The organism is Jiella endophytica, from assembly GCF_004519335.1.
GTDB classification, from domain to species: domain Bacteria; phylum Pseudomonadota; class Alphaproteobacteria; order Rhizobiales; family Rhizobiaceae; genus Jiella; species Jiella endophytica.
In genome coordinates this window covers 470,819-497,712 of sequence record NZ_SOZD01000002.1, presented here as the reverse complement: position 1 = coordinate 497,712, position 26,894 = coordinate 470,819, and the positions used below count along the sequence as shown (strand labels likewise).

21 protein-coding genes and 1 tRNA gene are annotated in these 26,894 nt (G+C 65.0%); 14 read left to right on the top strand and 8 right to left on the bottom strand.

Translation table 11 applies throughout. The features are described from left to right. Window positions 1–7: 7 nt before the first annotated feature. From E3C22_RS07375 to E3C22_RS07365, 3 genes are all read left to right on the top strand, one after another. Window positions 8–244, top strand: a complete 237-nt coding sequence (locus E3C22_RS07375; RefSeq protein WP_134761363.1) for a hypothetical protein — start codon at window positions 8–10, stop codon at window positions 242–244. Window positions 245–493: 249 nt separating this feature from the next. Then, window positions 494–700, top strand: coding sequence for a hypothetical protein (locus tag E3C22_RS07370; RefSeq protein WP_134761362.1), 207 nt, complete (start codon window positions 494–496; stop codon window positions 698–700). Between the two features lie 356 nt (window positions 701–1,056). Next, window positions 1,057–2,511 carry a glutamate synthase subunit beta gene (locus E3C22_RS07365; protein ID WP_134761361.1) on the top strand — a complete coding sequence of 485 codons (1,455 nt, stop codon included), beginning with the start codon at window positions 1,057–1,059 and terminating at the stop codon, window positions 2,509–2,511. A gap of 58 nt (window positions 2,512–2,569) precedes the next feature. On the opposite strand, the gene E3C22_RS07360 is transcribed toward E3C22_RS07365, so the two are convergent. Together E3C22_RS07360 and E3C22_RS07355 are read right to left on the bottom strand one after the other, a co-directional pair. Beyond that, the gene (locus E3C22_RS07360) at window positions 2,570–3,958 is read right to left on the bottom strand and encodes an SGNH/GDSL hydrolase family protein (RefSeq protein WP_167591681.1); all 1,389 of its coding nucleotides are present in this window, start codon (window positions 3,956–3,958) and stop codon (window positions 2,570–2,572) included. Between the two features lie 80 nt (window positions 3,959–4,038). After that, complete coding sequence (locus E3C22_RS07355) at window positions 4,039–5,271, bottom strand: lytic murein transglycosylase (protein ID WP_134761359.1); 1,233 nt, start codon at window positions 5,269–5,271, stop codon at window positions 4,039–4,041. Window positions 5,272–5,579: 308 nt separating this feature from the next. Here E3C22_RS07355 and galU point away from each other — a divergent pair, with 308 nt between their 5' ends. After that, window positions 5,580–6,467, top strand: coding sequence for a UTP--glucose-1-phosphate uridylyltransferase GalU (galU, locus tag E3C22_RS07350; protein ID WP_134761358.1), 888 nt, complete (start codon window positions 5,580–5,582; stop codon window positions 6,465–6,467). Between the two features lie 21 nt (window positions 6,468–6,488). On the opposite strand, the gene E3C22_RS07345 is transcribed toward galU, so the two are convergent. After that, window positions 6,489–8,249, bottom strand: coding sequence for an outer membrane beta-barrel protein (locus tag E3C22_RS07345; protein WP_134761357.1), 1,761 nt, complete (start codon window positions 8,247–8,249; stop codon window positions 6,489–6,491). A gap of 251 nt (window positions 8,250–8,500) precedes the next feature. Between E3C22_RS07345 and E3C22_RS07340 the strand changes: the two genes are divergently transcribed. Continuing rightward, a complete protein-coding gene (locus tag E3C22_RS07340; RefSeq protein WP_134761356.1) occupies window positions 8,501–9,496 on the top strand; it encodes a KpsF/GutQ family sugar-phosphate isomerase in 996 nt (331 codons plus the stop codon). Between the two features lie 89 nt (window positions 9,497–9,585). Here the strand turns inward: E3C22_RS07340 and E3C22_RS07335 are convergent, their stop codons facing one another. Further along, window positions 9,586–10,257 (bottom strand): HAD family hydrolase, encoded by a 672-nt coding sequence (locus E3C22_RS07335; protein ID WP_134761355.1) that lies wholly within the window; start codon window positions 10,255–10,257, stop codon window positions 9,586–9,588. Between the two features lie 223 nt (window positions 10,258–10,480). Here E3C22_RS07335 and E3C22_RS07330 point away from each other — a divergent pair. Continuing rightward, a tRNA-Phe gene (locus E3C22_RS07330) sits at window positions 10,481–10,556 on the top strand. Window positions 10,557–10,578: 22 nt separating this feature from the next. On the opposite strand, the gene purU is transcribed toward E3C22_RS07330, so the two are convergent. Then, a complete protein-coding gene (gene purU, locus E3C22_RS07325) occupies window positions 10,579–11,430 on the bottom strand; it encodes a formyltetrahydrofolate deformylase (RefSeq protein ID WP_134761354.1) in 852 nt (283 codons plus the stop codon). Between the two features lie 291 nt (window positions 11,431–11,721). Here purU and guaB point away from each other — a divergent pair, with 291 nt between their 5' ends. Beyond that, the gene (guaB, locus tag E3C22_RS07320; protein ID WP_134761353.1) at window positions 11,722–13,221 is read left to right on the top strand and encodes an IMP dehydrogenase; all 1,500 of its coding nucleotides are present in this window, start codon (window positions 11,722–11,724) and stop codon (window positions 13,219–13,221) included. 53 nt (window positions 13,222–13,274) lie between these two features. On the opposite strand, the gene E3C22_RS07315 is transcribed toward guaB, so the two are convergent. Together E3C22_RS07315 and E3C22_RS07310 are read right to left on the bottom strand one after the other, a co-directional pair. Then, window positions 13,275–14,420: a PQQ-dependent sugar dehydrogenase gene (locus E3C22_RS07315; protein WP_134761352.1), complete on the bottom strand. Its 1,146-nt coding sequence runs from the start codon at window positions 14,418–14,420 to the stop codon at window positions 13,275–13,277. Window positions 14,421–14,539: 119 nt separating this feature from the next. Further along, window positions 14,540–15,520, bottom strand: coding sequence for a LysR substrate-binding domain-containing protein (locus tag E3C22_RS07310; RefSeq protein ID WP_134761351.1), 981 nt, complete (start codon window positions 15,518–15,520; stop codon window positions 14,540–14,542). A 138-nt stretch (window positions 15,521–15,658) separates the two neighbouring features. Between E3C22_RS07310 and E3C22_RS07305 the strand changes: the two genes are divergently transcribed. The 4 genes from E3C22_RS07305 (at window position 15,659) to E3C22_RS07290 (ending at window position 22,359) form a co-directional block, all read left to right on the top strand. Continuing rightward, a complete protein-coding gene (locus E3C22_RS07305) occupies window positions 15,659–17,218 on the top strand; it encodes a catalase (protein ID WP_134761350.1) in 1,560 nt (519 codons plus the stop codon). Window positions 17,219–17,486: 268 nt separating this feature from the next. Beyond that, window positions 17,487–17,645, top strand: a complete 159-nt coding sequence (locus tag E3C22_RS07300) for a DUF3563 family protein (protein ID WP_134761349.1) — start codon at window positions 17,487–17,489, stop codon at window positions 17,643–17,645. Window positions 17,646–18,444: 799 nt separating this feature from the next. Further along, window positions 18,445–20,271: a methyl-accepting chemotaxis protein gene (locus tag E3C22_RS07295; protein ID WP_342635622.1), complete on the top strand. Its 1,827-nt coding sequence runs from the start codon at window positions 18,445–18,447 to the stop codon at window positions 20,269–20,271. 303 nt (window positions 20,272–20,574) lie between these two features. After that, complete coding sequence (locus E3C22_RS07290) at window positions 20,575–22,359, top strand: L-lactate permease (RefSeq protein ID WP_134761348.1); 1,785 nt, start codon at window positions 20,575–20,577, stop codon at window positions 22,357–22,359. Between the two features lie 48 nt (window positions 22,360–22,407). On the opposite strand, the gene E3C22_RS07285 is transcribed toward E3C22_RS07290, so the two are convergent. Then, entirely contained in the window at window positions 22,408–23,604 is a 1,197-nt protein-coding gene (locus E3C22_RS07285) for a hypothetical protein (protein WP_134761347.1), read from the bottom strand. A 558-nt stretch (window positions 23,605–24,162) separates the two neighbouring features. Between E3C22_RS07285 and E3C22_RS07280 the strand changes: the two genes are divergently transcribed. The 3 genes from E3C22_RS07280 to E3C22_RS07270 all read left to right on the top strand — a co-directional run bounded on the left by E3C22_RS07280 (window position 24,163) and on the right by E3C22_RS07270 (window position 26,893). After that, window positions 24,163–24,774: a hypothetical protein gene (locus tag E3C22_RS07280; protein ID WP_134761346.1), complete on the top strand. Its 612-nt coding sequence runs from the start codon at window positions 24,163–24,165 to the stop codon at window positions 24,772–24,774. 198 nt (window positions 24,775–24,972) lie between these two features. Beyond that, a complete protein-coding gene (locus tag E3C22_RS07275; protein ID WP_134761345.1) occupies window positions 24,973–25,626 on the top strand; it encodes a class I SAM-dependent methyltransferase in 654 nt (217 codons plus the stop codon). 199 nt (window positions 25,627–25,825) lie between these two features. After that, entirely contained in the window at window positions 25,826–26,893 is a 1,068-nt protein-coding gene (locus tag E3C22_RS07270) for a glycosyltransferase family 61 protein (RefSeq protein ID WP_167591680.1), read from the top strand. Window position 26,894 lies beyond the last annotated feature (1 nt).

Below are 26,894 nucleotides of genomic sequence, written 5' to 3'. Positions count from 1 at the left end.
CGATACCATGATCCGCAAGGCTCTCATCGCACTGACCACCACCGCCGTCGTCGCCGTCGGCTCCATCGGTGCCGCCCAGGCCCACGGCTTCAAGCACAACCACGGCTTCAACAAGCGCGTCATCATCGTCAACAACGGCTTCGGCTACAGCCACTGCAAGTTCGTGACCCGCAAGGTCTTCATCGGCTACAGCCACTTCGGCAAGCCGATCTACAAGTTCAAGCGCGTCCGGATCTGCTTCTGATCCGATCCCTGCAGATGACAATCGTCAGCCCCCGGGCCCGATCGTGGCCCGGGGGTTTTTGTGTGATGGCGCGTCGGCCGGGAAGGGCGCTCGTCGTCATTCGGACTGCCTCGGTGAGTGCCTGTGACGCGGATCACTGAGCCGGACCGGGACCATCCCTAGGGTCAACTCATCGGCGGACGAGACGAGCCGCCGGCGCCCCGATCCGAAAATGCCAGCCACTTCCGCACCCTGGACAAGGACCCGACCATGATCCGCAACACCGCCATCGCCTTTGCCACCATCGCCGTCGCCGCTACCACTTCGGCCTCCGGCGCCAAGGCCCAGTATTTCTGGCCGAACTACAGTTTCACCAGCTCCACCAACTGTTACTGGGTACGGCAGCAGGTCGTGGTCGGCTACGACAATCACGGCAAGCCGGTCTATCGCTGGAAGCGCGTCAAGGTCTGCTCCTGACCGCCGCACCTCGCCGCATTGCAATCGGAACCTCCGGTCTGTAACCCAGATCGGAGGTTTCTGGCATTCAGGCGGGGACGGCCATCTACATCTGCGACGCCTCGACCCTGCCTTGACGGTCCCTTGACGCCGGCTCTGCGCATCACGGCCGGGACCGGCGGCTTGCAACGAGCGTCTCGCGCCTGCGGCCTTCCGTGGGGGGAGGGCTTGCCGAGAAACGGCAAATGGGGCAGTACGCCTGTCCTAACGAACACAAGCCGGCTAGTATGTTCCGCGCCGCAGCATGCCAATGCGTGCGGACCATGAGCCACGGCAGAAAGAGCCGCGCCGTCGATGCGGCGAGGGTGGGGGTGTGAATGGGCAAGGTGACCGGTTTTCTCGAGATCGATCGGCAGACGCACAAGTATCAGCCGGCCTCCGACCGGATTCGCCACTTCCGCGAGTTCACCCTGCCGATGTCAGACGAGGAGGTCGGCAAGCAGGCGGCCCGCTGCATGGATTGCGGCATCCCCTATTGCCACGGTCCGACGGGCTGCCCGATCCACAACCAGATCCCGGACTGGAACGACCTCGTCTATCAGGGCGACTGGGAGACGGCGATCCGCAATCTCCACTCGACCAACAACTTCCCGGAATTCACCGGCCGCATCTGCCCGGCGCCCTGCGAGGAAGCCTGCACGCTCAATCTCGAGGACACGCCGGTTGCCATCAAGACGGTCGAGCAGGCGATCGCCGACAAGGCGTACAAGCTCGGCCTGATCCGGCCGCAGCCGGCCGCCACGAAGAGCGGCAAGCGCGTCGCGGTGATCGGCTCGGGGCCGGCGGGTCTCGCCGCCGCCCAGCAGCTCGGCCGCGCCGGACACGACGTCCATGTCTATGAGCGCGAGACGCGGCTCGGTGGCCTGATGCGCTACGGCATTCCCGACTTCAAGATGGAGAAGCACTGGATCGACAAGCGGATCGACCAGATGCGCCAGGAGGGCGTGACCTTCCATTGCGGCGTCAATGTCGGCGTCGACCGGCCGGTTTCCGAACTCGTCGACACCCATAACGCAGTGCTGTTCTGCGGCGGTTCTGAAACCCCGCGCGACAGCGGCATCCCCCACGACGGCCTCACCGGCGTCCACGACGCGATGCCCTATCTCGTCCAGCAGAACCGGCGGGTCGGCGGCGAAGGCATCCAGAGCGCCGGCTGGCCGGCCGAGGAGATCTGGGCCGGCGGCAAGCATGTCGTCGTCGTCGGCGGCGGCGACACCGCCTCCGACTGCGTCGGCACGGCGTTCCGCCAGGGCGCAGTGAAGGTCACCCAGCTCGACATCCGCCCGCAGCCGCCGCAGACCGAGGACAAGCTGACCGTCTGGCCCTACTGGGCGACGAAGATGCGCACCTCCTCCAGCCAGGCCGAGGGCGCGGTGCGGGAATTCCAGATCGCCACGCTGGAATTCATTGGCGAGGATGGGATCCTCACCGGCGTGAAATGCGCCGAGGTCGACGAAGCCCGCAAGCCGCTGCCGGGTACCGAATTCGTCATCAAGGCCGACCTTGCCTTCATCGCCATCGGCTTTGCCGGGCCGCTGAAGGACGGGTTCCTCGGCGGCACCGGCAACGCGGTGAAGACCCGCGCCGACCGCCGCGGCAATGTCTCGATCGATGCCGACGACCAGCACTATCTGACGTCGATGGAAAAGGTCTATGCGGCGGGCGACGCGCGCCGGGGCCAGTCGCTGGTGGTCTGGGCGATCCGCGAGGGACGCCAGGCGGCCCGGGCGATCGATCTCGACCTGATGGGCGCGACGACGCTGCCGCGCTGACAGCTGCGGGTTGTTCCATGAGGGAGCGGGCGGTTCGCGCGCTCCCGGGCGCTTTTGGCTATTTCCCGCCTTTGGCTTCCTGGTCGTCCTTCGACCAGTCGTCCATGATGGCGTCGAGGATCGACGGCATCTTCGGCAGCGGCTTGATGCCCTGTTCCTTGCGGACCTTGTTGAGGTCGATCGAGCCGCGATAGGCGACCGGCTTGTCGTCCGTGGCTATGGCGCTCGCCTTGTCGTTCCAGGCAAAGTCGTCCGCCCGCCCGTCGACATTGCCGGTGCCCGTGCCGGTAAGGACGAGCTTGTCGCGGGGCGATGCCTCCAGCGTCAGCCCCACTGCGGTCGAGCCGCCGCCGAGCAGCGCCTCGCCGCCATCGAGCGAGGGATCGTCGAGCGACACCGGCGGCGAGCGCACGGCGGTCGCGGCATTGGCGATCGGCGGAAGCTGGATGCCGTCGGCCCCGCCGCCCGAAAGCCGCGGCGCGTCGGTCGCCACGTAGCGGTCGATCGCCTTCTTGGCGAAGAAAGCAAGCTTGTCGTCTCCGGCATCGGTCATGGTGATGCCGTCGGAGCTGCGCAACTGGACGGTCTGGCCGTCGACGCCGGGACCGCTGTAGATGAAGCCGTCGTCCTCGTCGACGAAACCGTCCCAGACGTCGACATAGTCGCCGGAGACCTTCTGTGCCGCCTGGCGATAGAGGTCGTTGAAATAGACCATGTCCTCGCTCATCCGGTCGAACTTGAACGGCACCGCGCCGACCCAGATCAGCGGCACGCCGTGCGTCTGGACGATGTCGGCGATCTTGCCCACCCGGCGTTCGTATTCGGCATTCCATTCGGGCGAGCGGAGCGCCAGCGTCCCGGACGTCTGGTAGAAGGGCTGGCGGTCGTTGGCGCCGATCATCATCACCACGACGGCGGGCTTGGCCTCGTCGATGAGTGGGCCAAGCTCCTTGCTCCAGTCGTAGTGATCCTGGCGCACGAGGCCGGAGGATCCGCTGGTCTTCGCCTCGACGACGGCCATCGCGTTCTCGGCATAGGCGTCCTTCAGGCCTTTGGCGAGGGAGGCCGCGAGGAAGTCGCCGACGACGAGGATGGTCTTGGCGTCCTCGGCCTTCTCGGTCGGCTCGGGGGCCGGCGTGGCCGATGCGGCGTTCTGGCGAGGCTGAGAATCGCCCGAGCGCGACTTGCGCTGGCTGCGCCGGGGGGCGCGCCGCTGCGGCTCGGGATCGGTGATCGTGTAGCGGCGGTCGATGCGATAGGGGCGCCGTCGCTCGAGGCCGTTGCCGAACAGCATGTCGAGGATGGTGCGCGGCCGCTCCTGCGCCGCCGCGGCGGATGGCTGGGCCGCCACGAAGACCAGTGTCAGGCCGAACGAGGCAAGCAGCATGACGAAGGTCGCCGCGACCTTGCGCCCGATTGCCGTTATACTCTTGCCAGGCTCTGCCATGCGCCCCATTCCGTCAGAAGATCCCATCGATGAAAGCCGCGGGACCCTCAACCCGTCGCCGATGCCTCTCTGCTCGATTGTTAACGCTTGCGAAGGAATTCGAGTAGTGCCTTCGATGCGTTTCCGTCCTGAGGCATGCCGGCCTGTTGCTGCAACGCCATGATCGCCGCTTTCGATCCCGATCCGATCTTGCCGTCGATCTTGCCGTCATAGAGGCCGAAGCGCGAGAGATGCTTCTGCAGCTCGTAGCGCTCGTCCATCGACAGCGGCTTGTAGCCCCGCGGCCAGTCGACGACGAGGCCGGAATAGCCGCCGATCTGGTCGGCGAGAAGGCCGACGGCGAGGGCGTATTTGTCAGCATTGTTGTAGCGCTTGATGACGAAGAAGTTCTTGGTCATCAGAAAGGCCGGCCCGTTGTCGCCGGCAAGCCGCACGAGATTCGCCCGCTCGCTGCCGTCCGGAAAGGCACGGCCGTTGGCGCGGCGGAAGCCGAGACTTGCCCACTGGGCGATGCTGCGGTTGTCGCGCTCGAGCTTGCCGCGATACTTGTCCGGCACGATCACCTCGTAGCCCCACGTGCGGCCGGACTGCCAGCCGTTGCGGTGCAGGAGGTTGGCAGCGGTGGCGAGGGCGTCGGGGACCGATTCCCATATATTGGCGTGGCCGTCGCCGTCCATGTCGACCTTGTAGGCGAGATAGCTCGTCGGGATGAACTGGGTGTGGCCCATGGCGCCGGCCCAGGAGCTGATCAGCTCGTTCACCTTGATGTCCCCGGACTGGGCGATCTTCAGCGCCGCGATCAGCTGCTGGCGGGCGAATGTCGCCCGCGACTTGTCGAGATAGGCGAGCGTCGCCAGCGAGCGGGGCAGGGAGCGCATGACATCCTGGCGCTGCAGGATCTGCCCGTAATTCGTCTCCATCGACCAGATCGCCAAGAGCACGTCGCGGTCGACGCCGAAACGCTTCTCGATCCGGTCGAGCCAGGTGGAAAGCTGCGCCCTGGCCGAGCGGCCCTTGGCCACCTGCTCCTCGTTGACGCGATTGTCGATGTAGTCCCAGACCTTGTCGCGGAATTCCGGCTGGTAGCGGGCCTTCTCGATTACCTCGGGGTCCGGTTCGGTGATGCCGGCAAATGCGGCGCGGTAGACCTCGCGCGAGACGCCCGCCTTCGCGGCGACGTTTTCGAAGCTCTGGATCCAGCGCACGAAGCCGGCATCGGCGCGCGCCGGCAAGGACGCTGCGACCACCATCAGAAACGCGCAGAATCCGGCAGCCAGGCGGGTGAGGTTGGTCATCGTCCTTGCAGTGCTCATGGGGTCCCTCTCGGCTTGGCATGGTTCAACAAGAGAAAGGCGATTCTGCAGCAAAGTCGTAAACGGGATGTTTACCATCCTGCGGCGGGGCAGCCGTTCGACGCGGGCGGATGTCCGCCGCATCACCCGCCTCCCGTGCCGGCCGGTCCGGAGGGAAGCCCCCAATGCTTGCGAGCAGCGAATGCCTGGCCGTTCTTCCAGCGGATCGGCGGTTTTGACGCAGGCGCCTGTTGACTTTGCGCGCCCGCGCAAAATTTTGATGGCCCTAACGGCCCGCAGGGTCGCTCGAGACTTGGAGAAGCCTGTCGATGAAGAAGGTCCGCAAAGCCGTCTTTCCCGTGGCCGGACTTGGCACGCGGTTCCTGCCCGCCACCAAGGCGATCCCGAAGGAGATGCTGACGGTCGTCGACCGGCCGGTCATCCAGTACGTGGTCGACGAGGCGCAGGAAGCCGGCATCGACCATCTGATCTTCGTGACGGGCCGCAACAAGGGCGTCATCGAGGACTATTTCGACATTCAGGTCGAGCTCTCCAACACCCTTGCCGAGCGCGGCAAGACTGCCGAACTGCAGTTGCTCGACGACCTGCAGCCGAAGCCCGGCACGGCGAGCTTCACCCGCCAGCAGGCGCCGCTCGGCCTCGGCCATGCCATCTGGTGCGCCCGTGACCTCGTCGGCAACGAGCCTTTCGCCATCCTGCTGCCTGACATGATCATGCAGGCCGAGAAGGGATGTCTCGCCGAGATGGTGGCGCTCTACGAAAAGACCGGCGGCAACGTCATCTCGGTCGAGGAGTGCGACCCCCAGGAGACCAACAAATACGGTATCGTCGGCAAGGGCGGCGACGTCGGCAACGGCTTCAGGATCACCGGCATGGTCGAAAAGCCGAAGCCCGAGGATGCGCCGTCGAACTATTCGATCTCCGGCCGCTACATCCTGCAGCCGGAAATCTTCGACATTCTCGCCACCCAGGAAAAGGGCGCCGGCAACGAGATCCAGCTCACCGACGGCATGCTGAAGCTCGCCGAGAGCCAGGACTTCGCCGCCTATCCCTTCACCGGCCGCACCTTCGACTGCGGTTCCAAGGAAGGCTTCATCGAGGCGAATGTCGCCTTCGCGCTCTATCGCCCCGACATCCGGGACAAGGTCATCGGCAACATGGAACGGCTGATGCAGACGGTGAAGCCGGCCGAATAGGCCTTTCGGGGAGCCCCGCTCTCAGCGCTGCAGCGTGACGCCGAGCTTCACCGTGTCGGCGCTGTAGCGGTCGTCCGGCAAGACGGCGAAGGACCGGCGGTGCTCGTAGGAGCCCGTCAGGGCGAACTGCCGGTTCAGCCAGTAGGTGAAGCCGGCCTCACCGGACAGTAAGAGCTTGTCCTCGTTCTCGATGGTCGAATCCTCGTAGCCGAGCGTCGCGGCGGCGGTCAGCGTGGTGCGGGCGTTCAGCGAATGAGCGATGGCGAGCGAGGTTTCGTAATTGGTCGTCGACGAAAGGCCGGTGAGTTCCGGCTCGAAGGAGGTCCGGCCGGCAAGCGTCACGTCGGTGCCACGCTGCGGCGACCAGACGAGGCTTGCGTCGAGCGTCGGCGAGGCAGTCGTCTCCGCCGCGTCATCGTCGGGAACGTTCCAGGCGTAGCCGACGGCGATCTCGCCTTTCAGCTTTTCCCGAAGATCGACGGCGACGCCGGCCCGCAGCGCCGGCAGCCAGGCGTCCCGTGACGGCCCGTCGCGCTCGGCCGGAGCTGCGACGTCGAAGATCCGCCGGCCGAAGCTCGCCTCGACGAATGGCTGGATCGCCGGGGAAAGGTCGTAGCCGGTGCGTAGCGCCGCCGTCAGCGTCGTATAGTCCTCGTCGACGCTGCCGTCGGGCAGGCTGAAATAGGATTTGCGCGCCGCGGTCAGCGTGCCGGCGACCGTTACCGGGTGGAAATCGTGGGAAAGCTCGGCGGCGATCGAGCCGGAAAGGACGTCCGCCCGGCCGGAGAGGGCGTTGTCGTCGAGGACGTCCGAATAGTCCTCGCGGCTGTAGTCGATCGCGCCGCGCAGCGTCGCCACCGTATCGCGCGAAAGATCGAGGCGCAGCCGCCCGTCGAGCGCGGCGCTCGGATCCTCCGGCGTATCCCCGGCGAAATTGCGCCGATAGGCGAGGCGTGAATTGAACTCCGCCTCGTTGCTCGACCAGTCCGAGACGAGCCGCGACGACAGGATCGTCTCGCTGAAGGCGCCCTTGGTCGCCTTGGCGTCATTGTCGAGATTGTTGGAGACGCCGATGGTCTGGATCAGTTCGGGATAGAGGATGAATGTCCCGACCCGTGTTCCGACCGGCGCGAAGGGATCGTCGGCCTCGCTGCGGCTCAGCCGGCGCAGGCGGTCGATCGTCTCGACGGCGCGATTGCTGCGAAGCATCGACTGGGCCGCCCGCGTCTCGTCCGCAATCCCTGCGCCGAGGGTCGGATTGGCCTGTTCGGGCAGGCTGTCCTCGCCGTTCTTCTTCGCGCGCGCTCGGGTCTCGTCATCGACCGGTTCCGCCCCGTCCATCTCCGGATCGCCGGTCGCTGCGAAGGGCGCCGTCGGATCGGAGCGCCCGGCGGGGCGGGACGGACCGTTGTCGTCGAACGGCTCGGACGGGCCGGCCGAGAGATCGAAATTTCGCCGCGGAGCCTTCGTGGCGGCGGGCTTTTCCGGGGCATCGTCTTCCTCGCCGTCGGCATCAGCCGGATCGCCGATCTGGCGGAGCTTCGAGGGGTCCTTGCCCTTCTCGTCGGGGGCGACGAGGGTCTGCTGGTCATATGCCCCGAGCGCCTCGATGAGGTCGGCATCAGGATCGCCGAGGCGGCTCGCGTCGCTTGTCGCATCGATGCTTCGCCGCAGCCCGCGGGCATCGGCGGCGTCCTGCGCGGCGCCGGGTGACGCGGACAGGCCGAGCCACGCCGCGCAGAGCAGCGTCAGCGGCACGATCCATCCCGTCATCTGGCCCATCGTCGCACTTCGCCCGGCAAGTCGGTTTCGCGCCGGCTTCGCCAGCCGGCAGGAGTTTCAGCGGCATTGACCGATTGTTGCAAATCGGACACTGATTCGCGGAGAAGCTAGCTGCCGGTGGTTGCGCGAAACAGGAATGCCGCAAGCGTCCCGATGCGGTCACGTTTGCCGCCGATAGCCATTTGGATGATGATCGTCGGATGCCCCTGGCCGCTGAAGCTTCGGGTGTCGGCCAAGAAGAGAAGAATGCGATGTCCGTAGCCAAGAGTGCCACCGCGAGCGACCATGCCGGCTCGCGTTCCGCAGCCCACACGATCGACACCGAGATCGAGGCTCTGAAGGCACTGGCGGCGCTGATCAAGACCGACATGGCGGCGAGCTTCGAGGCGGCGCTCGATATCATCGCGGGGGTCGGCGGCCGGCTGATCGTCACCGGCGTCGGCAAGAGCGGCCATATCGGCTCGAAGATCGCGGCGACCTTCGCCTCCACCGGCACGCCGTCCTTCTTCGTCCACCCTTCCGAGGCCAATCACGGCGATCTCGGCATGATCGGCCGGGAGGACGCGATCCTCGCCATGTCCTGGTCCGGCGAGACCGCCGAGCTCCACGGCATCGTCGCCTATTCCCGGCGCTTCCGCATTCCGCTCGTCGCAGTCACCTCGCGGCCGAATTCGACGCTCGCCCGCGAGGCGGACGTGACGCTCATCCTGCCGCGGGTGGTCGAGGCCTGCCCGCTCGGCCTCGCGCCGACCTCGTCCTCGACCATGCAGCTGGTGATGGGCGACGCGCTCGCCGTTGCGCTGCTGGAGCGCCGCGGCTTCACCCCGGACGACTTCCATGTCTTTCATCCCGGCGGCCAGCTGGGCGCCAGCCTGAAGCACGTCGCCGACATCATGCATACCGGCGAGGCGATGCCGCTGGTCGCCTCAGGCACGATGATGTCCGAGGCGATCATCACCATGTCGCGCAAGGGCTTTGGCTGCGTCGGCGTGATCGGCGAGGATGGCCGCCTGAAGGGCATCATCACCGACGGCGACCTTCGTCGCCATCTCGACCCCGGGCTGCTCGCCCGCACCGTCGATCAGGTGATGACCGCCGATCCGAAGACCATCCGGCCCGATACGCTCGCCGTCGCGGCGCTGGAGATGATCAACACCCGCAACATCACCGCCGTGATGGTGGTGCGCGAAGGCCGGCCGGTCGGCATCGTTCATCTGCACGATCTGCTGCGCCTCGGCGTCGCCTGATCGGACGAGACGCAAGCGATCGCCGGCGGAACGCGAACGGATCGATGGCTACCCGGCGAGGGTTTGCTTCTCCCGACCGTAGCGGAGCCTCAGCGGCCGCCGACCTCGTCGAGATGGTCGAGCATGCCGGCCGGGTCTTCGTAGACGCGGAAGGCGCCGGCCCGCTCCAGCTCCTCGCCGCCGTAGCCGCCTGAGAGCAGCCCGACGCCGAGCGCCCGGCAGCGCTGGGCCGCCAGCATGTCCCAGATCGAATCGCCGACGACCATTGCCCCTTCCGTCGGCACGCCGAGCCGTTCCGCCGCGGCGATGAAGAGGTCCGGCTCGGGCTTGGCAAAGGTGACGGCGTCGCGGGTCACGACTGGCACCTGGTCCGGATCGACGCCCAGGCGGTCGAGATTGTGCTTCGCCGTTTCCATCCGCCCCGAGGTCGCGATCGCCCAGGCGAGTTTCTCCCGCGTCAGCGTATCGAGGAGTTCGCGGGCGCCGGGCAGCGGCACGACGCTCTTGGAATGGGTCCTGTAGGCCTCGGCATGGGCCTGGCGCAGCCGCTCGCGCTTTTCCTCGGTGATCTCCTCGCCGATCTCGCGCAGCAGCTGGTTGGTGAACAGCCCGCCGCTCATGCCGATCTTGCGGTGGATGCGCCAGACCGAGAGCGTGATGCCCTCGGCGTCGAGGGCGTCCTTCCAGGAGAGGACATGCTGATAGACGCTATCGACCAGCGTGCCGTCGAGGTCGAACAGGAAGGCGGGTCGCTGGCGCATCGAGGCCTCCGATTGAAAAGGGCTGGCAGCAGCGGAAATAGCCTTTGCGGCCGGCCCTTCCATGCCCGCCTGCCGCATGAGAGGCATGCGCCTATCACGAAATCGCAAAACTCCTGCCGGCGAGGAGGATTGCCGCTGGACAGGCGCGGCGAGCTTTTCTATAAGGCCGCCACTCCCGCCGGAACGGTCTTGCAGAGCGCTGTAAGCGATCCCCGGCGGCGGCGCCCAGGTAGCTCAGTTGGTAGAGCATGCGACTGAAAATCGCAGTGTCGGTGGTTCGATTCCACCCCTGGGCACCACTCTTCCCAAACCTCGTTTCCGTCAGCCGAACACCACCGTCCGCATGCCGTTGAGCATCACCCGGCCTTCGAGGTGCAGCTTCACCGCGCGGGCGAGGACTCGGGCCTCGATGTCGCGGCCGACGGCGACGAGGTCGTCGGCGGACAAGGCGTGCGAGACCCGCTCTGTCTCCTGTTCGATGATCGGGCCCTCGTCGAGATCGGCCGTCACATAGTGCGCCGTTGCGCCGATCAGCTTCACGCCGCGGGCATGGGCCTGGTGATACGGCTTGGCGCCCTTGAAGCTCGGCAGGAACGAGTGGTGGATGTTGATGACCTTGCCCGTCAGCCGCTTCGACAGGTTGTCCGACAGGATCTGCATGTAGCGGGCGAGAACGACGAGGTCGCAGTCGGTCTCCCGTACCAGCTTCAGCAGCTTCTCCTCCTGCTCGGCCTTCGTCTCCTTCGTCACCGGCCAGTGGTGGAAGGGGATGTTTGCGGCTTCGGCGGTCTCGCGGCTGGTTTCACGGTTCGACACGATGGCGACCACCTCGGCATTCAGCCAGCCGGTGCGGATCTGGTAGAGGAGATGCAGGAGCGCGTGGTCGAAGGCCGAGACCATGACGACGATCTTCGGCCGGCGGGCCGCATCGGCGATCTTCAGATGCATGGCGAAGCGCTGGGTGAGGGGGGCAAGCTGGCGCTCCAGGCTGTCCCGCGAGACTTCCGTTTTGAAGTCGGCGGCGATCCTGAGGAAGAAGCGGCCCGAATCGCGATCCCAGAATTGCGCGCTCTCGGCGATGTTGCCGCCGGCTTCGTAGAGTTCGCTCGTCAGCCCCGCGACGATGCCCGGGCGGTCCTCGCAGGAAAGCGTGATGATGGTGGAGGTGGTCATGGCCTGTCTTCCTGACGCCCGCCGCGGCGACCCTCTCGGACCGGCGCGCCGGGCCTGTGACGTTGGCGCCTGATTGCCAGAAGCTGCCGCCGGTGGCCAGCAGGGACGGGCTCGGGGATCGATCGTCGAACGCTGTGTCGCCGGAGGGCGCGCCGTTCCTGCCCGTCGTACGACCTCTTCGTGGCGACTTCTCGCGACGGCCTGCTTCCCATTGTCATGATCGCGTGGTAGCAGCCCTTGCCATCCCTTTTGACGCGCTGCGAAAGCGCCGCCTTTCCCCGGAGGCATGGCATGGCCGAGATCATCGAAACCCCGACCGGCGCGACGGCGCTCACCTTCGACGACGTGCTCCTGCAGCCCGGCCACTCGGAAGTCATGCCGAACCAGACCAGCATCCGCACCAGGATCACCCGGACTCTGGAGCTCAACCTGCCGATCATTTCGGCGGCGATGGACACCGTCACCGAATCGCGGCTCGCCATCGCCATGGCCCAGGCCGGCGGCATCGGCGTCATCCATCGCAACCTGACGCCGACCGAGCAGGCCGAGGAGGTCCGGCAGGTCAAGAAGTTCGAGAGCGGCATGGTGGTCAATCCGGTGACCATCGGGCCGGACGCGACCCTCGGCGACGCCCGGGCGCTGATGGCAGCCCATCACATCTCGGGCATTCCGGTGGTCGAGAACGGCGGCGCCGGCGGCCAGACCCGCGGCCGCCTCGTCGGTATCCTGACCAATCGCGACGTGCGCTTTGCCACCGACGACCGCCAGCCGATCGCCGAGCTGATGACCAAGCGCGGCCTCGTCACGGTGCGCGAATCGGTCGATCAGGAAGAGGCCAAGCGCCTGTTGCACCAGCACCGGATCGAGAAGCTGGTGGTGGTCGACGCCGACGACCAGTGCATCGGCCTGATCACCGTCAAGGATATCGAGAAGTCGCAGCTCAATCCGAATGCCGCCAAGGACCTCCAGGGCCGCCTCCTGGCGGCGGCGGCGACCTCGGTCGGCGACGACGGCTTCGAGCGGGCCGAGCGGCTGATCGACGCCGGTGTCGATCTCCTCGTCATCGACACCGCCCACGGCCATTCCCAGCGCGTGCTCGACGCGGTGGCGCGGGCGCGGCGGATCTCCAACAACGTTCAGATCATCGCCGGCAACGTGGCGACGGCCGACGGCACCAAGGCGCTGATCGACGCCGGCGCCGATGGCGTCAAGGTCGGCATCGGACCGGGGTCGATCTGCACCACCCGCGTCGTCGCCGGCGTCGGCATGCCGCAGCTTTCGGCGATCATGAGCGCGGCGGAAGCCGCCGACAAAGCCGGCATCCCGATCGTCGCCGATGGCGGCATCAAGTTTTCCGGCGACATCGCCAAGGCGCTGGCGGCGGGAGCCTCGGCCGCCATGGTCGGCTCGCTGCTCGCCGGCACCGACGAGAGCCCCGGCGAGATCTATCTGCACCAGGGCCGGTCCTTCAAAGCCTATCGCGGCATGGGCTCGGTCGGCGCCATGGCCCGCGGCTCGGCCGATCGCTACTTCCAGGCCGAGGTGCGGGACACGCTGAAGCTCGTTCCCGAGGGCATCGAGGGGCAGGTCGCCTACAAGGGCCAGGTGGCGGCGGTGCTGCACCAGCTCGCCGGCGGCCTGAAGGCGGCGATGGGCTATGTCGGCGCGGCCAATCTCGAGGAACTGCGGACGAAGGCGCGCTTCATCCGTATCTCCAATGCCGGCCTTCGCGAAAGCCACCCTCACGACGTGACGATCACCCGCGAAAGCCCGAACTATCCGGGTAACTAAACGCGAGGGGCGGCGCCCGTTCCGGCGCCGTCTCCCCGTTCTCGACGCCTGGCTCAGCCGTCGGCTTCGGCCGGCGTCAGCTTCAGGAGCCGGCCGCCCGAGCCGTCCTCGAGCAGCCAGAGCGCCCCGTCCGGCCCCTGTTCGACCTCGCGGATGCGGCTTCCCATGTCGAAGCGCTCGATCTCGCTGGCGCTGTCGCCGTCGAGGCTGACATGGACGAGCGCCTGGCTCCTCAGGCCGCCGATGAAGCCGTCGCCCTTCCAGTTGGGGAAGGTTTCGCCGTCGTAAATGACGAAGCCGGCCGGCGCGATGACTGGCGTCCATGACACTTCCGGCGCGTTGAACTCCGGCCGGGCGTCGTGATCGGGGATAGGGCTGCCGTCGTAGTTGATGCCGTTCGAGACGACCGGCCAGCCATAGTTGTCGCCCCGCTCGATGAGGTTCAGCTCGTCGCCGCCGCGCGGGCCCATTTCGTGGACCCAGAGCTTGCCGTCGGCGTCGAAGGCGATGCCAAGCATGTTGCGGTGGCCGACGGTCCAGAATTGTCTGGCGAGCTCGCCGTCGTCCTGGAACGGGTTGTCGCCCGGAACCGCGCCGTCGTCATGCAGCCGGATCACCTTGCCGAGATTGCTGTCCATGCGTTGGGCCGGCTGCTTCTTCTGGCGTTCGCCGGAGGTGACGAACAGCATGCCGTCCGGCGAAAAGGCGAGGCGATGGGAATAGTGGCCCTCGCCGGAGACCTTCGGCTGCTGGCGCCAGATCACCTTTAGCCCCTCGATCTGCGGCCGCTCTCCGCTGGTGACGAGCTTGCCGCGGGCGACCGCCGCACCCTGGCCGCCTTCGCCGGCCTCGGCGAATGAGAGATAGACGAGGCCGTTTTCGGCAAAGTCGGGATGCAGCACTACGTCGCCGAGGCCGCCCTGGCCGCCATAGGCGACGGCGGGAACGCCGGCGACCGGGGTCTTGCCGCTGCCGTCGGCGCTGACGTGCAACAGGGTGCCGGCCTGCTCGGTGACCAGCATCGAGCCGTCGGGCAGGAAGGTCATCGCCCAGGGCTCGTCGAATTCGGCGACCGGCTCGACCCGGATGGCGGAGCCCGCCGAACTTTCGACGGTCGACTGTGCCGCCGCCGGCAAAGCGGCGAAAAGGGCACCGGCGAGCGGCGCGGCGATTGCCGAAAGGCGTGAAGGCTTGATCATCTTGCTTCCTCGAATGGCGGATCGCCAGGACCGCGTGCCGGAGCTCCGGCGTGGCGGTGACGGCCCTGTCCTCTGCCTCGATATGGGGCGCTCTGCGGCGGGCAAGAGGGCGGCCAAGGTCAATCCGACTTCACCCTGCCGTGAGACGAAGGCCTGGAATTCCTGCGGCTTTTGGCGGTTCCCTCGGTGTGCGTGCCTTCTATCCGGCGCATCGAGCGGCAGAGGATATCGGCAAAGGTCTCGAAGTCGCCGCGGCGCACCGATGTCGGCCGGAAGGCCAGCACGAGCCGGCGCGAGGGCACCGGCCTTGCCAGCGGCAGGACGACGATGCCCTCCGCCGGTGCCTCGTCGGACACCGCCATCGCCGGGATGAGCGTCGCGCCGAGGCCGCCCGCCACCATCCGCAGGATCGTCGTCAGGCTGGTTGCGCCGAGGCTTGCAAATTCATGGTCGCCCGCCGTCCGGCAGACGTCGAGCGCCTGGGTGCGCAGGCAGTGGCCTTCCTCGAGAAGGATCATCCGATGGCGGGGAAGTGCCTCGGGGGGGACCGGGTTCGGCAGGCTGGCCGCCTCGCCGGCCGGCACGGCGAGGAGAAACGGATCCTCGAACAGCGTGATCGTCTCGATGGCCTCCATCTCCTCGCTCGGCAGCGGCAGGGCGACCACCGCGCAGTCGATCTCGCCGGAGCGAAGGTCTGCGAGCAGCCTTTCGGTGATGCTCTCGCGCACCTGGCATTCGAGCCCGGGAAAGGCCGCCGAAAGGTCCGGCAGCAGCCGCGGCAGGAGATAGGGCGCGACGGTGGCGATCATGCCGACCCGGAGGCGCCGGCCGAGGAGGCTGGCGCTCCTTTCGGCAAGACTTTCGAGTTCACGCACCTCGGCTAGGATGCGCCGCACCCGCTCGGCGACGAGTTCGCCGTCGGCGGTCAGATAGACGCCGGACGGCTCGCGCCGGAACAGCGCCGCCTGCATCTCCGCCTCCATCTGGGCGATCTGGCCTGAAAGTGCGGGCTGGCTGATATTGAGGCGCTTGGCCGCGCGGCCGAAGTGGCGGGCTTCTGCAAGGGCCTGGAAATAGCGGATCTGGCGAAGGGTGAACATGGCCCGATAAGTTATCCCGATTGCCAACAGGAAGAAATACGATTGGAGCTGATCGGGTCGTTCCTACATAAAGGGCTGGAACTTTTCCAAGGTCCGCGCATCGCGCCGGGCCGCACTCGAAGACGAGGGAGGCCTTTGATGGCTGATCGCAACACCCTACGCACGACGGCCGGCGCGCCGTGGCCGAACAATCAGGATTCGATCTCCGCCGGCGAGCGCGGTCCGCTCCTCCTGCAGGACTATCAGCTGATCGAGAAGCTGGCGCATCAGAACCGCGAGCGCATCCCCGAGCGCACCGTTCACGCCAAGGGCTGGGGCGCCCACGGCAAGCTGGTCGTCACCGAGGACATCTCCCGCTACACCAAGGCGAAGTGCCTGCAGCCGGGCGCCGAGACGCCGATGCTGGCGCGATTCTCGACGGTCGCCGGCGAGCTGGGTGCCGCCGACCACGAGCGTGACGTGCGCGGCTTTGCGCTGAAGTTCTACACCGAGGACGGCAACTGGGACCTCGTCGGCAACAACACGCCGGTGTTCTTCGTCCGCGATCCCTACAAGTTCCCGGACTTCATTCACACCCAGAAGCGCCATCCGAAGACCAACATGCGCTCGCCAACGGCGATGTTCGACTTCTGGTCGCTGTCGCCGGAGAGCCTGCACCAGGTGACGATCCTGATGTCGGACCGCGGCCTGCCGCAGTCGCCGATGCACATGAACGGCTACGGCTCGCACACCTTCTCGCTGTGGAACGACGCCGGCGAACGCTACTGGGTGAAGTTCCACTTCAAGACCCAGCAGGGCCACGACTTCTACACCAATGCCGAGGCCGAGGAGATCATCGGCAAGACGCGCGAGGGCTATCAGGAGCGGCTGTTCAACACGATCGAGAGCGGCCAGTATCCGCGCTGGAAGTTCCAGATCCAGATCATGCCGGAACTCGACGCCGAGAAGTGCGACTTCAATCCGTTCGACCTGACCAAGGTCTGGCCGCACGACCAGTTCCCGATGATCGACGTCGGCTATTTCGAGCTGAACCGCAATCCGGACAACTATTTCGCCGAGATCGAGAACGCCGCCTTCTCGCCGTCGAACATCGTGCCGGGCATTTCCTGGTCGCCGGACAAGATGCTGCAGGGGCGGATCTTCTCCTATGCCGACGCGCACCGCTACCGCCTCGGCACCCATTACGAGACGATCCCGGTCAATCGGCCGCGCGTCGAGGTGCTGAACTACCACAAGGACGGCACCATGAACGTCTATGGCGGCGTCCGCACCGGCAACGAGAACGCCTATTACGAGCCGAACTCCTATGGCGATCAGGGCGCAGCGGTCGAGGATCGCACGGCTCAGGAACCGGCGCTGCGGATCTCCGGCGATGCGGCCCGCTACGACCATCGCGTCGGCTATGACGACTACAGCCAGCCGCGCGCGCTGGTGATGAAGGTCATGGACGAAGAGCAGCGCCAGCGCCTCTACAAGAACATGGGCGGCGCCATGGCCGGCATTCCCTCGATGATCGCCGAGCGCTGGTTCGGCCATCTGAAGCAGGTGCATCCGGACTACGAGGCCGGCGTGCGCGCGGCATGGAACGAGGCCAACGAGGCGGCCGGCTACATGCCGAACTCGCATCCGGTCACCGACGCGACGCCGCAGCAGACCGAAGGCAATGCCGCGGGCAACCGTCCGCAGGCTGCCGAATAATCGGCTCGGCCGGCCCGTTTCGCGAAACCCGAAAGGGCCTTCGCAGCGGGCCGGGCTGGCAGTTGCAGACGAAGGGCCGGGGCATCTGCTCCGGCCCTTCGTCGTTTCATGCGCCGTGTCTGGGGCACGCCGACGCGGCAAAGATTGAGATTTCGCTAAGCGATCACCAGAAGCGGGTGACGGATCGGTGCATGGCAGCGTTGCGGCAGGCCCGATTGCTGCAATGCAGCATCGATATTAGATTCATGGCCAGTCAAGGAGAAAAGCCATGAAGTTCACCAAGAAGCTCCGGTCGATCCTCGGTTCCGACAGCCGCCAGAACCGCGAGCGTAACTATCTCGACCAGTCCGTTTCGCTCGTCGACCTCGAGCGTCGCCAGCGCGAGATCGATAGCGGCCTGTTCCGCTCGCCGCGCAACATCTACTGATCGCCGCACTCGTCAAAGCATGCCCATGATGTCCCCGGTGCGGCCGCTCGGCCGCGACCGAAGGATTGTCCGGTAGACCTGACCCGGACGTTGGGTCCCGCGGTTCCCCAAGCAACCGCTGCTGCATTGCATTGCTGGCAGCGTCGGCCCGAAGATCGAAACCACTGTCGGCCGACGGAACGCGCGGCCCCCAGAGCCATGACGCGGCCTCTGCAACGCTGCGCGTTGATTGACGCGCGCCGATAACGCCGTCTCTGATTACATTTACGCATCGTTCTTTTTGGAAGATCGATTCCGATTTCTGGGCCGATGCCGCTGGCGTCTCGAAGGACGCATCGCTCGTTTGCTGCCGCATGCGCCGGGCCAATTGGCCCCCTTTCATCGGTCCCATTCGTTTTTTTGATCCGTCGTGCTCCGACCCGTCGTGCGATCGGCGCCGATCGTCGATGATTTCCCTGCTCTGCCCGCCGTTCTCAGTGACAGACATCATCTCTCTGAAATCCTATAAGTTCAGCAAACAAAATTCCGTTCGATGATTGTCTTCTTGTCAGCGTATCGAAATATACTATTGATGTATGAATGAAGATGTTGGCGACTTAAGCATTTATTTGACTTTGCCGGCGATGTTCGAAGCGGAATCCCGCCCCCGATGCATTGCAAACAGGACCGGCATCTCATGAATTTCTCGATTACCCGCAAGTTGTACGCGCTGATCGCCGTCGCGGCGCTGGTGAGCATCGCAGCGATGTCGCTGCAGCTCTATTCGCTGAACCAGACGATCTGAAAGGATCGCGAGCAGCTGATCAAGTCGCAGGTGGACGCTGCGACCTCCATCCTCGCCGGGTTCGAGGAGCGGGTGCAGTCGGGCGAGCTCAGCCGCGAGGAAGCCGAGAAGCAGGCCAAGAACGCGGTGCGTCCGGTCCGTTACGGCAACAACGACTACCTGTTCATGTATGACGACAAGGGCACCCGCGTCATGCATCCGGACCCCAAGCGCGAGGGCCAGCCCTCCTGGGACGCGCAGGACGTCACCGGCAAGTATCAGGTCCGGGAGATGATCGAGAAGGCCCGCAACGGTGGTGGCTACACCAATTACTTCCTGCGCCGGCTCGGCGACGAAAACGGCAAGATCCAGCGCAAGATGTCCTATTCGCAGCTCTTCGCTCCCTGGGGCTGGACGGTCGCGACAGGCGTCTATGTCGACGACCTCTCCTCGCAGTTCATGGGCAAGGTCTATGAGGGAGCCGCCTGGGCGGGCCTGATCCTCGCGGTGCTGATCGGCTGCGCGGTGCCGATCGCCCGTTCGATCTCGACCCCGATCAACCGGATGACCGCGGCGATGCGGCGGCTCGCCTCCGGCGACAAGTCCGTCGAGGTTCCGGCGGTCGGCCGCAAGGACGAGATCGGCGAGATGGCCGGCGCGGTGCAGGTGTTCAAGGAGCAGGCGATCGAGCGTGACCGGCTGGAGACCGATGCGGAGGCAGCCCGCGTTTCCGAAGCCGATGCCAAGCAGCGCCAGGCCGATCTCGACAACGCCAAGGCCGAGGACCTGCGGGAGTTCATGGGCGTCGTCGATGCGAGCTTCGACCGGCTGTCCTCCGGCGACCTGACGGTCCGCATGAGCGGCAAGGTCGCGGCGGAATTCGAGCCGATCAAGGCGAAGTTCAATGCGTCGGTCGAGGAGTTGGAAGCTGCCATCGGCCGGGTGATCGGCACCGTCGGCACCATCCGCACCGGCCTCAACGAGATCACGGTGGCCTCCAACGATCTCGCCCATCGCACCGAGCAGCAGGCGGCAAGCCTCGAAGAGACCGTCGCCGCCCTCAGCCAGGTTTCGAGTGCCGTCAATGGCACCGCCGACGGCGCCAACGAAGCCCGCAAGACGGCCAATTCGGCACGGCAGAAGGCCGAGAAGGGCGGCGAGATCGTCGCCGAGGCGGTCACCGCGATGAATGCCATCGAGGCGTCGTCGCAGCAGATCAATCAGATCATCGGCGTCATCGACGAGATCGCCTTCCAGACCAACCTCCTCGCCCTCAATGCGGGCGTCGAGGCGGCGCGGGCCGGCGAGGCCGGCAAGGGATTCGCGGTGGTGGCGCAGGAAGTCCGGGCGCTGGCCCAGCGCTCGGCCGAGGCGGCGAAGGAGATCAAGTCGCTGATCAACGCCTCGTCTGAACATGTCGAGAAGGGCGTCGGGCTGGTGACGGCCTCGGGCAAGTCGCTGGACGAGATCGTCGCGGAAGTTGCCGGCATGGCAGAGGTGGTGGCGAAGATCGCCGATTCGGCCCGCGAGCAGGCGACCGGTCTTCGCGAGGTCTCGGGCGCTGCCGACCAGATGGACAAGGTGACCCAGCAGAACGCCGCCATGGTGGAAGAGTCGACTGCCGCCGCGCAGACTCTGTCGGCCGAGACCGACAGCCTTTCCCAGACCATTGCGCGCTTCAAGGTGAAGAGTGCCGCCAATGCCGCAACAGGCCGAGCCAGCCAGCCGGCACCGCGCCCGGCTGCGGCGACGCCCGCCCGGCCGAAAGCGGCCTCCAAGCCGGTGGCCCAGATGAAGACCACGGGCACCGGCGGCGCGGCAAGAAAGCCGGCCGCGGCCGATGACAGTTGGGAGGAGTTCTGAGGCATAAGGCCGATAGAACGATTGAATGACGAGAGGGGCGGCGCGCTGATGGACGGCCCCCCCTTGCTTTTTTCGCGGATCGCCGACGTGCCTCGCGGCATTTTCGATCTGCCCCGCGCATCTTTGGCAGGTTTCGCGCGGAAACTCGGCTACGCGACGCCCGCGCTTCGACAGCTTCCCACGGCGAAGTCACGGTTTTTTCAGTAAGTCTTGCGATGTAAGCCTTGTAGACCTTCTCATTTTCCTATCATCTCTCCGAGGCTTTCGGTTGCACCGCAACCGATCCGGGGGAGGAATCGAAAAATGGGTCAGGGTCTCTTGTTCACGCTGGCATTGCTGCCGGTCGCGATCGTTTTCGTGCTTCTGGTGATCATGCGGCTGTCGGCGAAACTGGCGATGCTCGTCGCCTATCTCGCCACCGTCGCCATCGCCCTGACGGTCTGGGGCCAGTCGGCCGCCACTGTCGCCGGCGCGACGGTCAACGGCCTCGTCACAGCGCTGACCCTGCTCTTCATCATCTTCGGCGCCATCCTCGTCCTGCAGACCGTCCACGAGAGCGGCGCGATCCGGGCGATCCGCCAGGGCTTTACCGATCTCTCGCCCGACCGCCGCATCCAGGCGATCATCATCGCCTGGCTGTTCGGCTCGATGATCGAGGGGGCGTCCGGCTTCGGAACGCCCGCTGCGGTCGCCGCGCCGCTGCTCGTCGCCATCGGTTTCCCGGCGATGGCCGCCGTGCTCGTCACGCTGATCATCCAGTCGACGCCGGTCTCCTTCGGTGCCGTCGGAACCCCGATGCTGGTCGGCGTCAACACCGGCCTTTCCGGCAACGAGGGCGTCACCCAGGCGATCGCCCCGACCTCGCTAATCGACTATGTCTATGGCGTCGCGGCCAATGTCGCGATGGTCCATGCGCTGATCGGCTTTGTCATTCCGCTGCTGATGGTCGGCATGCTCACCCGCTTCTTCGGCGCCAACCGCTCCTTCCGGGAAGGTTTTCGGGTGTGGAAGTTCGCACTCTTCGCCGGCGTCGCCTTCACGCTTCCCTATTATCTCGTCGCCTGGCTCCTCGGGCCGGAGTTTCCCTCGCTCGTCGGCGGCCTCATCGGGCTTCTGATCGTCGTTCCGGCAGCACGGGCGGGCCTGTTCCTGCCGAAGGACCGCTTCGACTTTCCGCCCCGCGCCGGCTGGAACGACAACTGGTACGGCACTTTGAAGACTGGCGATGCCGAGGCCGTCACCGGCGGCGAGGGCGCCCGCATCTCGCTGCTGCGCGCCTGGTCGCCATATCTGATCATCGCCCTTCTCCTCGTCCTCACCCGCACGATCGCGCCGCTCAAGGCCTGGCTCACGTCGCCGTCGACGACCATCGCCCTTTCCGACCTCTTCGGTTCGGGCATCGAGGTGAAGGCGCAGCTTCTCTATTCGCCGGGCGCCGTCCTCATCCTCGCCTCGCTGATCTCGGTGGCGATCTACCGGATGAGCGGCTCGGCCTATGCCAGGGCCTGGGCGAATTCCGGCCGCACCATGGTTGCCGCAGCGCCCGCCCTGCTTCTGGCGGTGCCGATGGTCCAGGTGTTCCTCAACACCGGCAAGGGGCCGCTGGAATCGATGCCGCTGGTGCTTGCCGAGGGCGTCTCGAGCGTCGCCGGCACGGCCTGGCCGCTGTTCGCGCCGCTGATCGGCGCACTCGGCGCCTTCATCGCCGGCTCGAACACCGTGTCCAACATGATGTTCTCGCTGTTCCAGTTCTCCGCCGCCGAGCAGATCGGCCTCGGCGCCGCCGGGGCGATGATCGTCGTGACGCTGCAGGCGGTGGGCGGCGCCGCAGGCAACATGATCTGCGTCCACAACGTCGTTGCCGCCTCCGCCGTCGCCGGCCTCACCGATCGCGAGGGCGAGGTTATCCGCATGACGCTGATCACCATGACCTATTACGTCGTCCAGGCCGGGCTCATCGGCATGGCGATCATCTATGGGGGAATCTGGCCGATCCTGGCGCTCGTCTGGCTCGCCTTGGTGATTGCCGGCATGGCCTTCAACCGCGGCGAACCGGTTTCTGAAGCCGAGCCGCAGCCGGCGGAATAGGATGCCTGGATGGCCGGGGAGGGCGCAGCCCTTGCCCCGGCCGATGGATCAGATCGCCTCGATCTGTCGGATATTGCGTAGCTGAAGCGACTCGACCGAGAACTCGCCCTCGATCGCGCCTTCCTTCATCTCGAAGGCGAAGGAGATCTGTTTGGACGGGTCCTCGACGACAAAGGCCTGGGTCAAGGCGAGGCGGCCTTTAGCGGGAAGGTCGAGATCGAGTTCGCCGCGCACCTTCTTGTCCTCGAGGATCTGCATCGAAAGCTTGTTCTGCGAAAAGTTGCCGTTCACCTCGATCACGACCTGCGCGATCCACTCGCCCGGGGGCAGGTGGTAGGCCGGGCCGCTCGCCAGCATGCGGGCCTTACCCAGCATCTGGATCGGCGTTTCCAACGGCATGTCGCGGTGGATCGGGTCGAACAGGGCACGTGCCGGCCACCGCATCGGCACGCGGCTTTCAGGGTTCAGACAGCCGGGATAGGACTGCCGCAATGTCTGCAGGATTTCGAGTTCCTGGGCGTCCAGCCCGTCGAGAATGCCGTCGACGTCGTCGAACTCGGAGGAATAGCTGCGCAAGGCCTCGCGGATGGTGGTGCGCGGCGTGATGGCGCCGAGGTCGAGGAAAACGCGGACCTTCTCCACCAGCTCGCTGTCCGGCTCGACGCCGTGAAACCAGGCTAGGGATTGGATGAAAGGCAGGAGCAGGGCGTTCGGCCCGGGCTGCGGATAGACGACCGCGCTGGTCATTCTGCTGAAGATCGCAACGTTTGTCGACGCCATGATCGCGACCCGCATGGCCGATCGGAATTCCTTCTTCTGCCGTGCCATCACGGTCGCTACGGCATGCGAGAGATCATCGTCGAACAGGACGACCTTCGATTGCGTCTGTTGAAGGAGCTTCGGGATCCGCTGGTCGCCCGGATTGATGAAGGCGACGAAACCGTCCTTTTTCCGATTTTTGTAGGCCTGGTAGAACTTCTCCAGGCGCGCGAACTGCATCGCATCGATCCCGCCGTGGACTGCCTGAGCGATCGCTCTCACCGTCATGAACCCGAAGCGGCTGTAAGCCGAGGGCATTCCGGAGACTAGAAACAGCATCGACGTCTTGTCCTGTTCAGCGGCATCTGGCGTGGCGAGAAGCCGGCGTCGCCAGTCCTCATCGGATGCCCGCCAACTTGAGAACCCTATCACGATCGAAGGGGTTCGACAGTTCCATCCTCGCGCCAAGCACGTCAGAGGGCGCATCGGGCAAAGCCGCTGCACAAGCCGGGACCTGATCTGGCGTTGGCGAAATAAGATGCTGGGTGAGCAAAATCAAAGGCCGAACGTCGCGCGGTGAGCAGAAGGTGTCGCGACATTCGAGCTCGCCTCAAACGCGCTATCGCAAGCGGTTTCGATTTTTCCGCCTCGCCGTGACCGAGGGTTGCCGGTCTTGGCTATGAGAAGGTTGGCCGCGGAAGGAAGACATCCTTGCAGAATGGATTTGGTTGCAGTGCGACGACGGGTATCTGAATTCTACTGCAATGCCAAATCATTGCCGGAATCGCATGTCCGTTTGCGTCACCCGCCTTGACACCCTGACCAGCGCTTCCTCCTACCTGTCGATCTCACCCCAATCACGGTCGCCCCGCGAAGATGCCGCGGCGATGGCGATTCAATCTGAGAGAGTTTGACTGTTCGCCCTTCCCCAAGGCAAACCCGCCTGACGTCCGACGCTTATTCGGGTGTCGAGCGCTCGGCCGCTTCTTTCGACCTGTCAACAAGGCGCATCAATCCTTTGCACCAGCTTCCTGCGAGTGGAAAATGCTAGACCAGAAATCGCGCGTCTCGACTTCGCTTGTCTGGGGCGTCAGACCGGGCCGAAAGTCCGCGAGCCAAAAAACCTTCGTGTGCTTTGGTGTGCCGCGGGGCGGGACCAGCGCGATCGGTGGCGTCATGCGCAAGCTGGGCATCTTCATGGGCCATGAGGTCCCGAACAATCACGAAGACAAGGACATGGTCGGTCGGCCCAATCCCCAGCGCCTGGAAACCATCAAGAAGCGCGACGCGGAACACGACGTGTGGGGCTGGAAAGACCCGAACGCCGCAAACTATCTGCCTTTCCTTGCGCCGCGGCTCCGCAATCCGCACTATGTCATCGTCACGCGAGACATCGTCGCAACGACCAAGGGACACATGCGCTGGCATTCGCGCCAGGCGAAATCCGCGGTCGCCGACGTTGCGGTTCAGCAGCAACGCAACGTCATGTTCTCGCTCTATTGCGATGCGCCGGTGATGATGGTCTCCTACGAGAAAGCCATCCTCCACCCGAAATCATTGCTCGCGGAGATGGTCGAATTCGTCGGCTGCGATTATCCGCAGGATGACGAGTGGGTCGTCGAGTTTCTGGCGCCCGGCGTCTACAAGGACGTCTGAACATAGTCGGCCGGAATTTGCATCATTCGGGCGTGACGCGAATGGCAAGGTTCCAGGACATCGCAGATATCGCGAGGCCCCGCAGGCAGCGGATTGCGGAGGGACGGCGGCTGCCCGCCGCTGGTACCCCGGTGAGCGCTGCCGACCGGGCGCTCGCACAGCGGCCCAGGGATCTGTCGGAGGAGGGAGCGCATCACCGTGTCATCAGGGTTTCTGCATCGGTATTTTCTGAACAATGGCGGCAAGCGGCTACACAAGTGGTTCCACTACTTCGATGTTTATGAGCGGCACTTCGAGCGCTTCCGAGGCAAGGCCCCGCTGGTGATCGAAATCGGCGTCTTCGGCGGTGGATCGCTGGCGATGTGGCGAGAATATTTCGGCCGTGACTGCCGTGTCGTGGGACTGGATATCAACCCGGAATGCAAGCAACACGAGGCCGAGGGTATCGACGTCCAGATCGGTAGCCAGGCCGATCCCGATTTCCTCAAGACGATACTCGACAAATACGGGGCTCCCGACATCGTCATTGACGATGGCAGCCATCGGATGGCGCATATGCGAGCCAGTTTCGACCATCTGTATCACCACCTGAATCCGACAGGGGTCTACTTGGTCGAAGATACGCACACCTGCTACATGCCGAAATATGGAGGCGGCCTGAAAGCCGAGGGTTCTTTCATGGAATTCGTGAAGGACAAGCTCGACGAGATCAACGCGCCTCACACGGCGGGGCAGGTTCCTGTGTCGCAATTCACCCGTTCGACCAAGTCGATCTCAATATATGATAGCGTGATCGTCTTCGAACGCGCCCCGCAGGGTAAGCGCCGTACGGTCATTACAGAAGCGCTCTGATTACCGGTTGCAAAGTAGGCTGCAGTTGGTCCACCTTGCCCACGGCGCTTGAGAGTCCTCTAGGTAATCTGACTCCGCATACCTCGCCGGCACAAGTCTTTCGATAGCCGCCTGTCGATTGTTTAAGATAATTTCCTGGAGGGGCAAGCGTGGCATGCGACACGTCCTGGGAAACGCTACGCCCTTGGAACGAGCAAGCATGCTCAAGGAGCGGTTGGGCGGCCCACCCACCAGCCAGCGCTATTCTGATTGCCTGATCCCGCCGGCAAAGGTCCTCTCGATTGGTCCGTTGCGATTGACGGGTGGTGTTTACCGCGACCGAAAGCTCGTTCCAGGTTCGGAACTGCAAAGAGGGTGGGGAGGCAAGCTCCATAACCTTGTCTCGGAAGTCGACGCATTGTCCTCCTTCGATTTTTCGGAGAGCTACGACGAAGCGGTCTATGGAGGTTATTTCTTCAGTCATTTCGGCCATTTCGTCATCGAAACGACGACGCGGCTCTGGTGGGTGGTCGAAAACAACTACAAGGGTCCTGTCGTTTTCCAGATGATGGGGATGAAGGTTCCGACTTTTGCCGAGGAGTTCTTCGGTCTGCTTGGGATCAGGCCGGTTTTTGTTCGCGGCAAGAAGGGCGTCCGAGCTGGATCTCTGATCGTGCCTGACGTCTCGGCCGTGGAGCGAGGCTGGGTCAGTCGGGCGTTCATCGCGCCGTTTCAACGTCTTGCGGAAATGTGTGAGGCCAGGAACAGCGCCGAGCGAATATTTGTCCTCAGGGGTGAGGGGGTGGCGCCCGCCGTTGGCGAAGGCACGCTCCAGGAACTCCTCCAGGAGGAGGGCTATGTGGCGGTGGATCCGGCCCGCATCTCACTTCGCCAGCAAATCGCCGCGTTTGCTGGAGCGCGTGAAATCGTCGGGCTGGTTGGTTCGGCGATGCACAACATCGTCTATAGTCGGAAAGCCCGTCGGGTAGCTTATATTTCCCGAACGAACTCGATCAGCAACACGTTCCCGTCGATCGACAGTGCCTTGAATGCTTTCGACAGTTACTACATCTACGCGCAGCTCAATCCGCTGCCTCTGCATGGCGGCCTGCGAGGCCCGTATCTGATCGATACGTTATCCTGTCAGGAATACTTGAAAAAATCGCGGTTTCTAGCGAGGGACCGTGAAATAAGCGCCAAAAGCCTCGTCCAAGAACGGGAAAGCTATATGAGGGAATGGACCCGGGTCTTCGAAGAGAAGGGCGGGAAAATCACCTATCAGAAGTGAG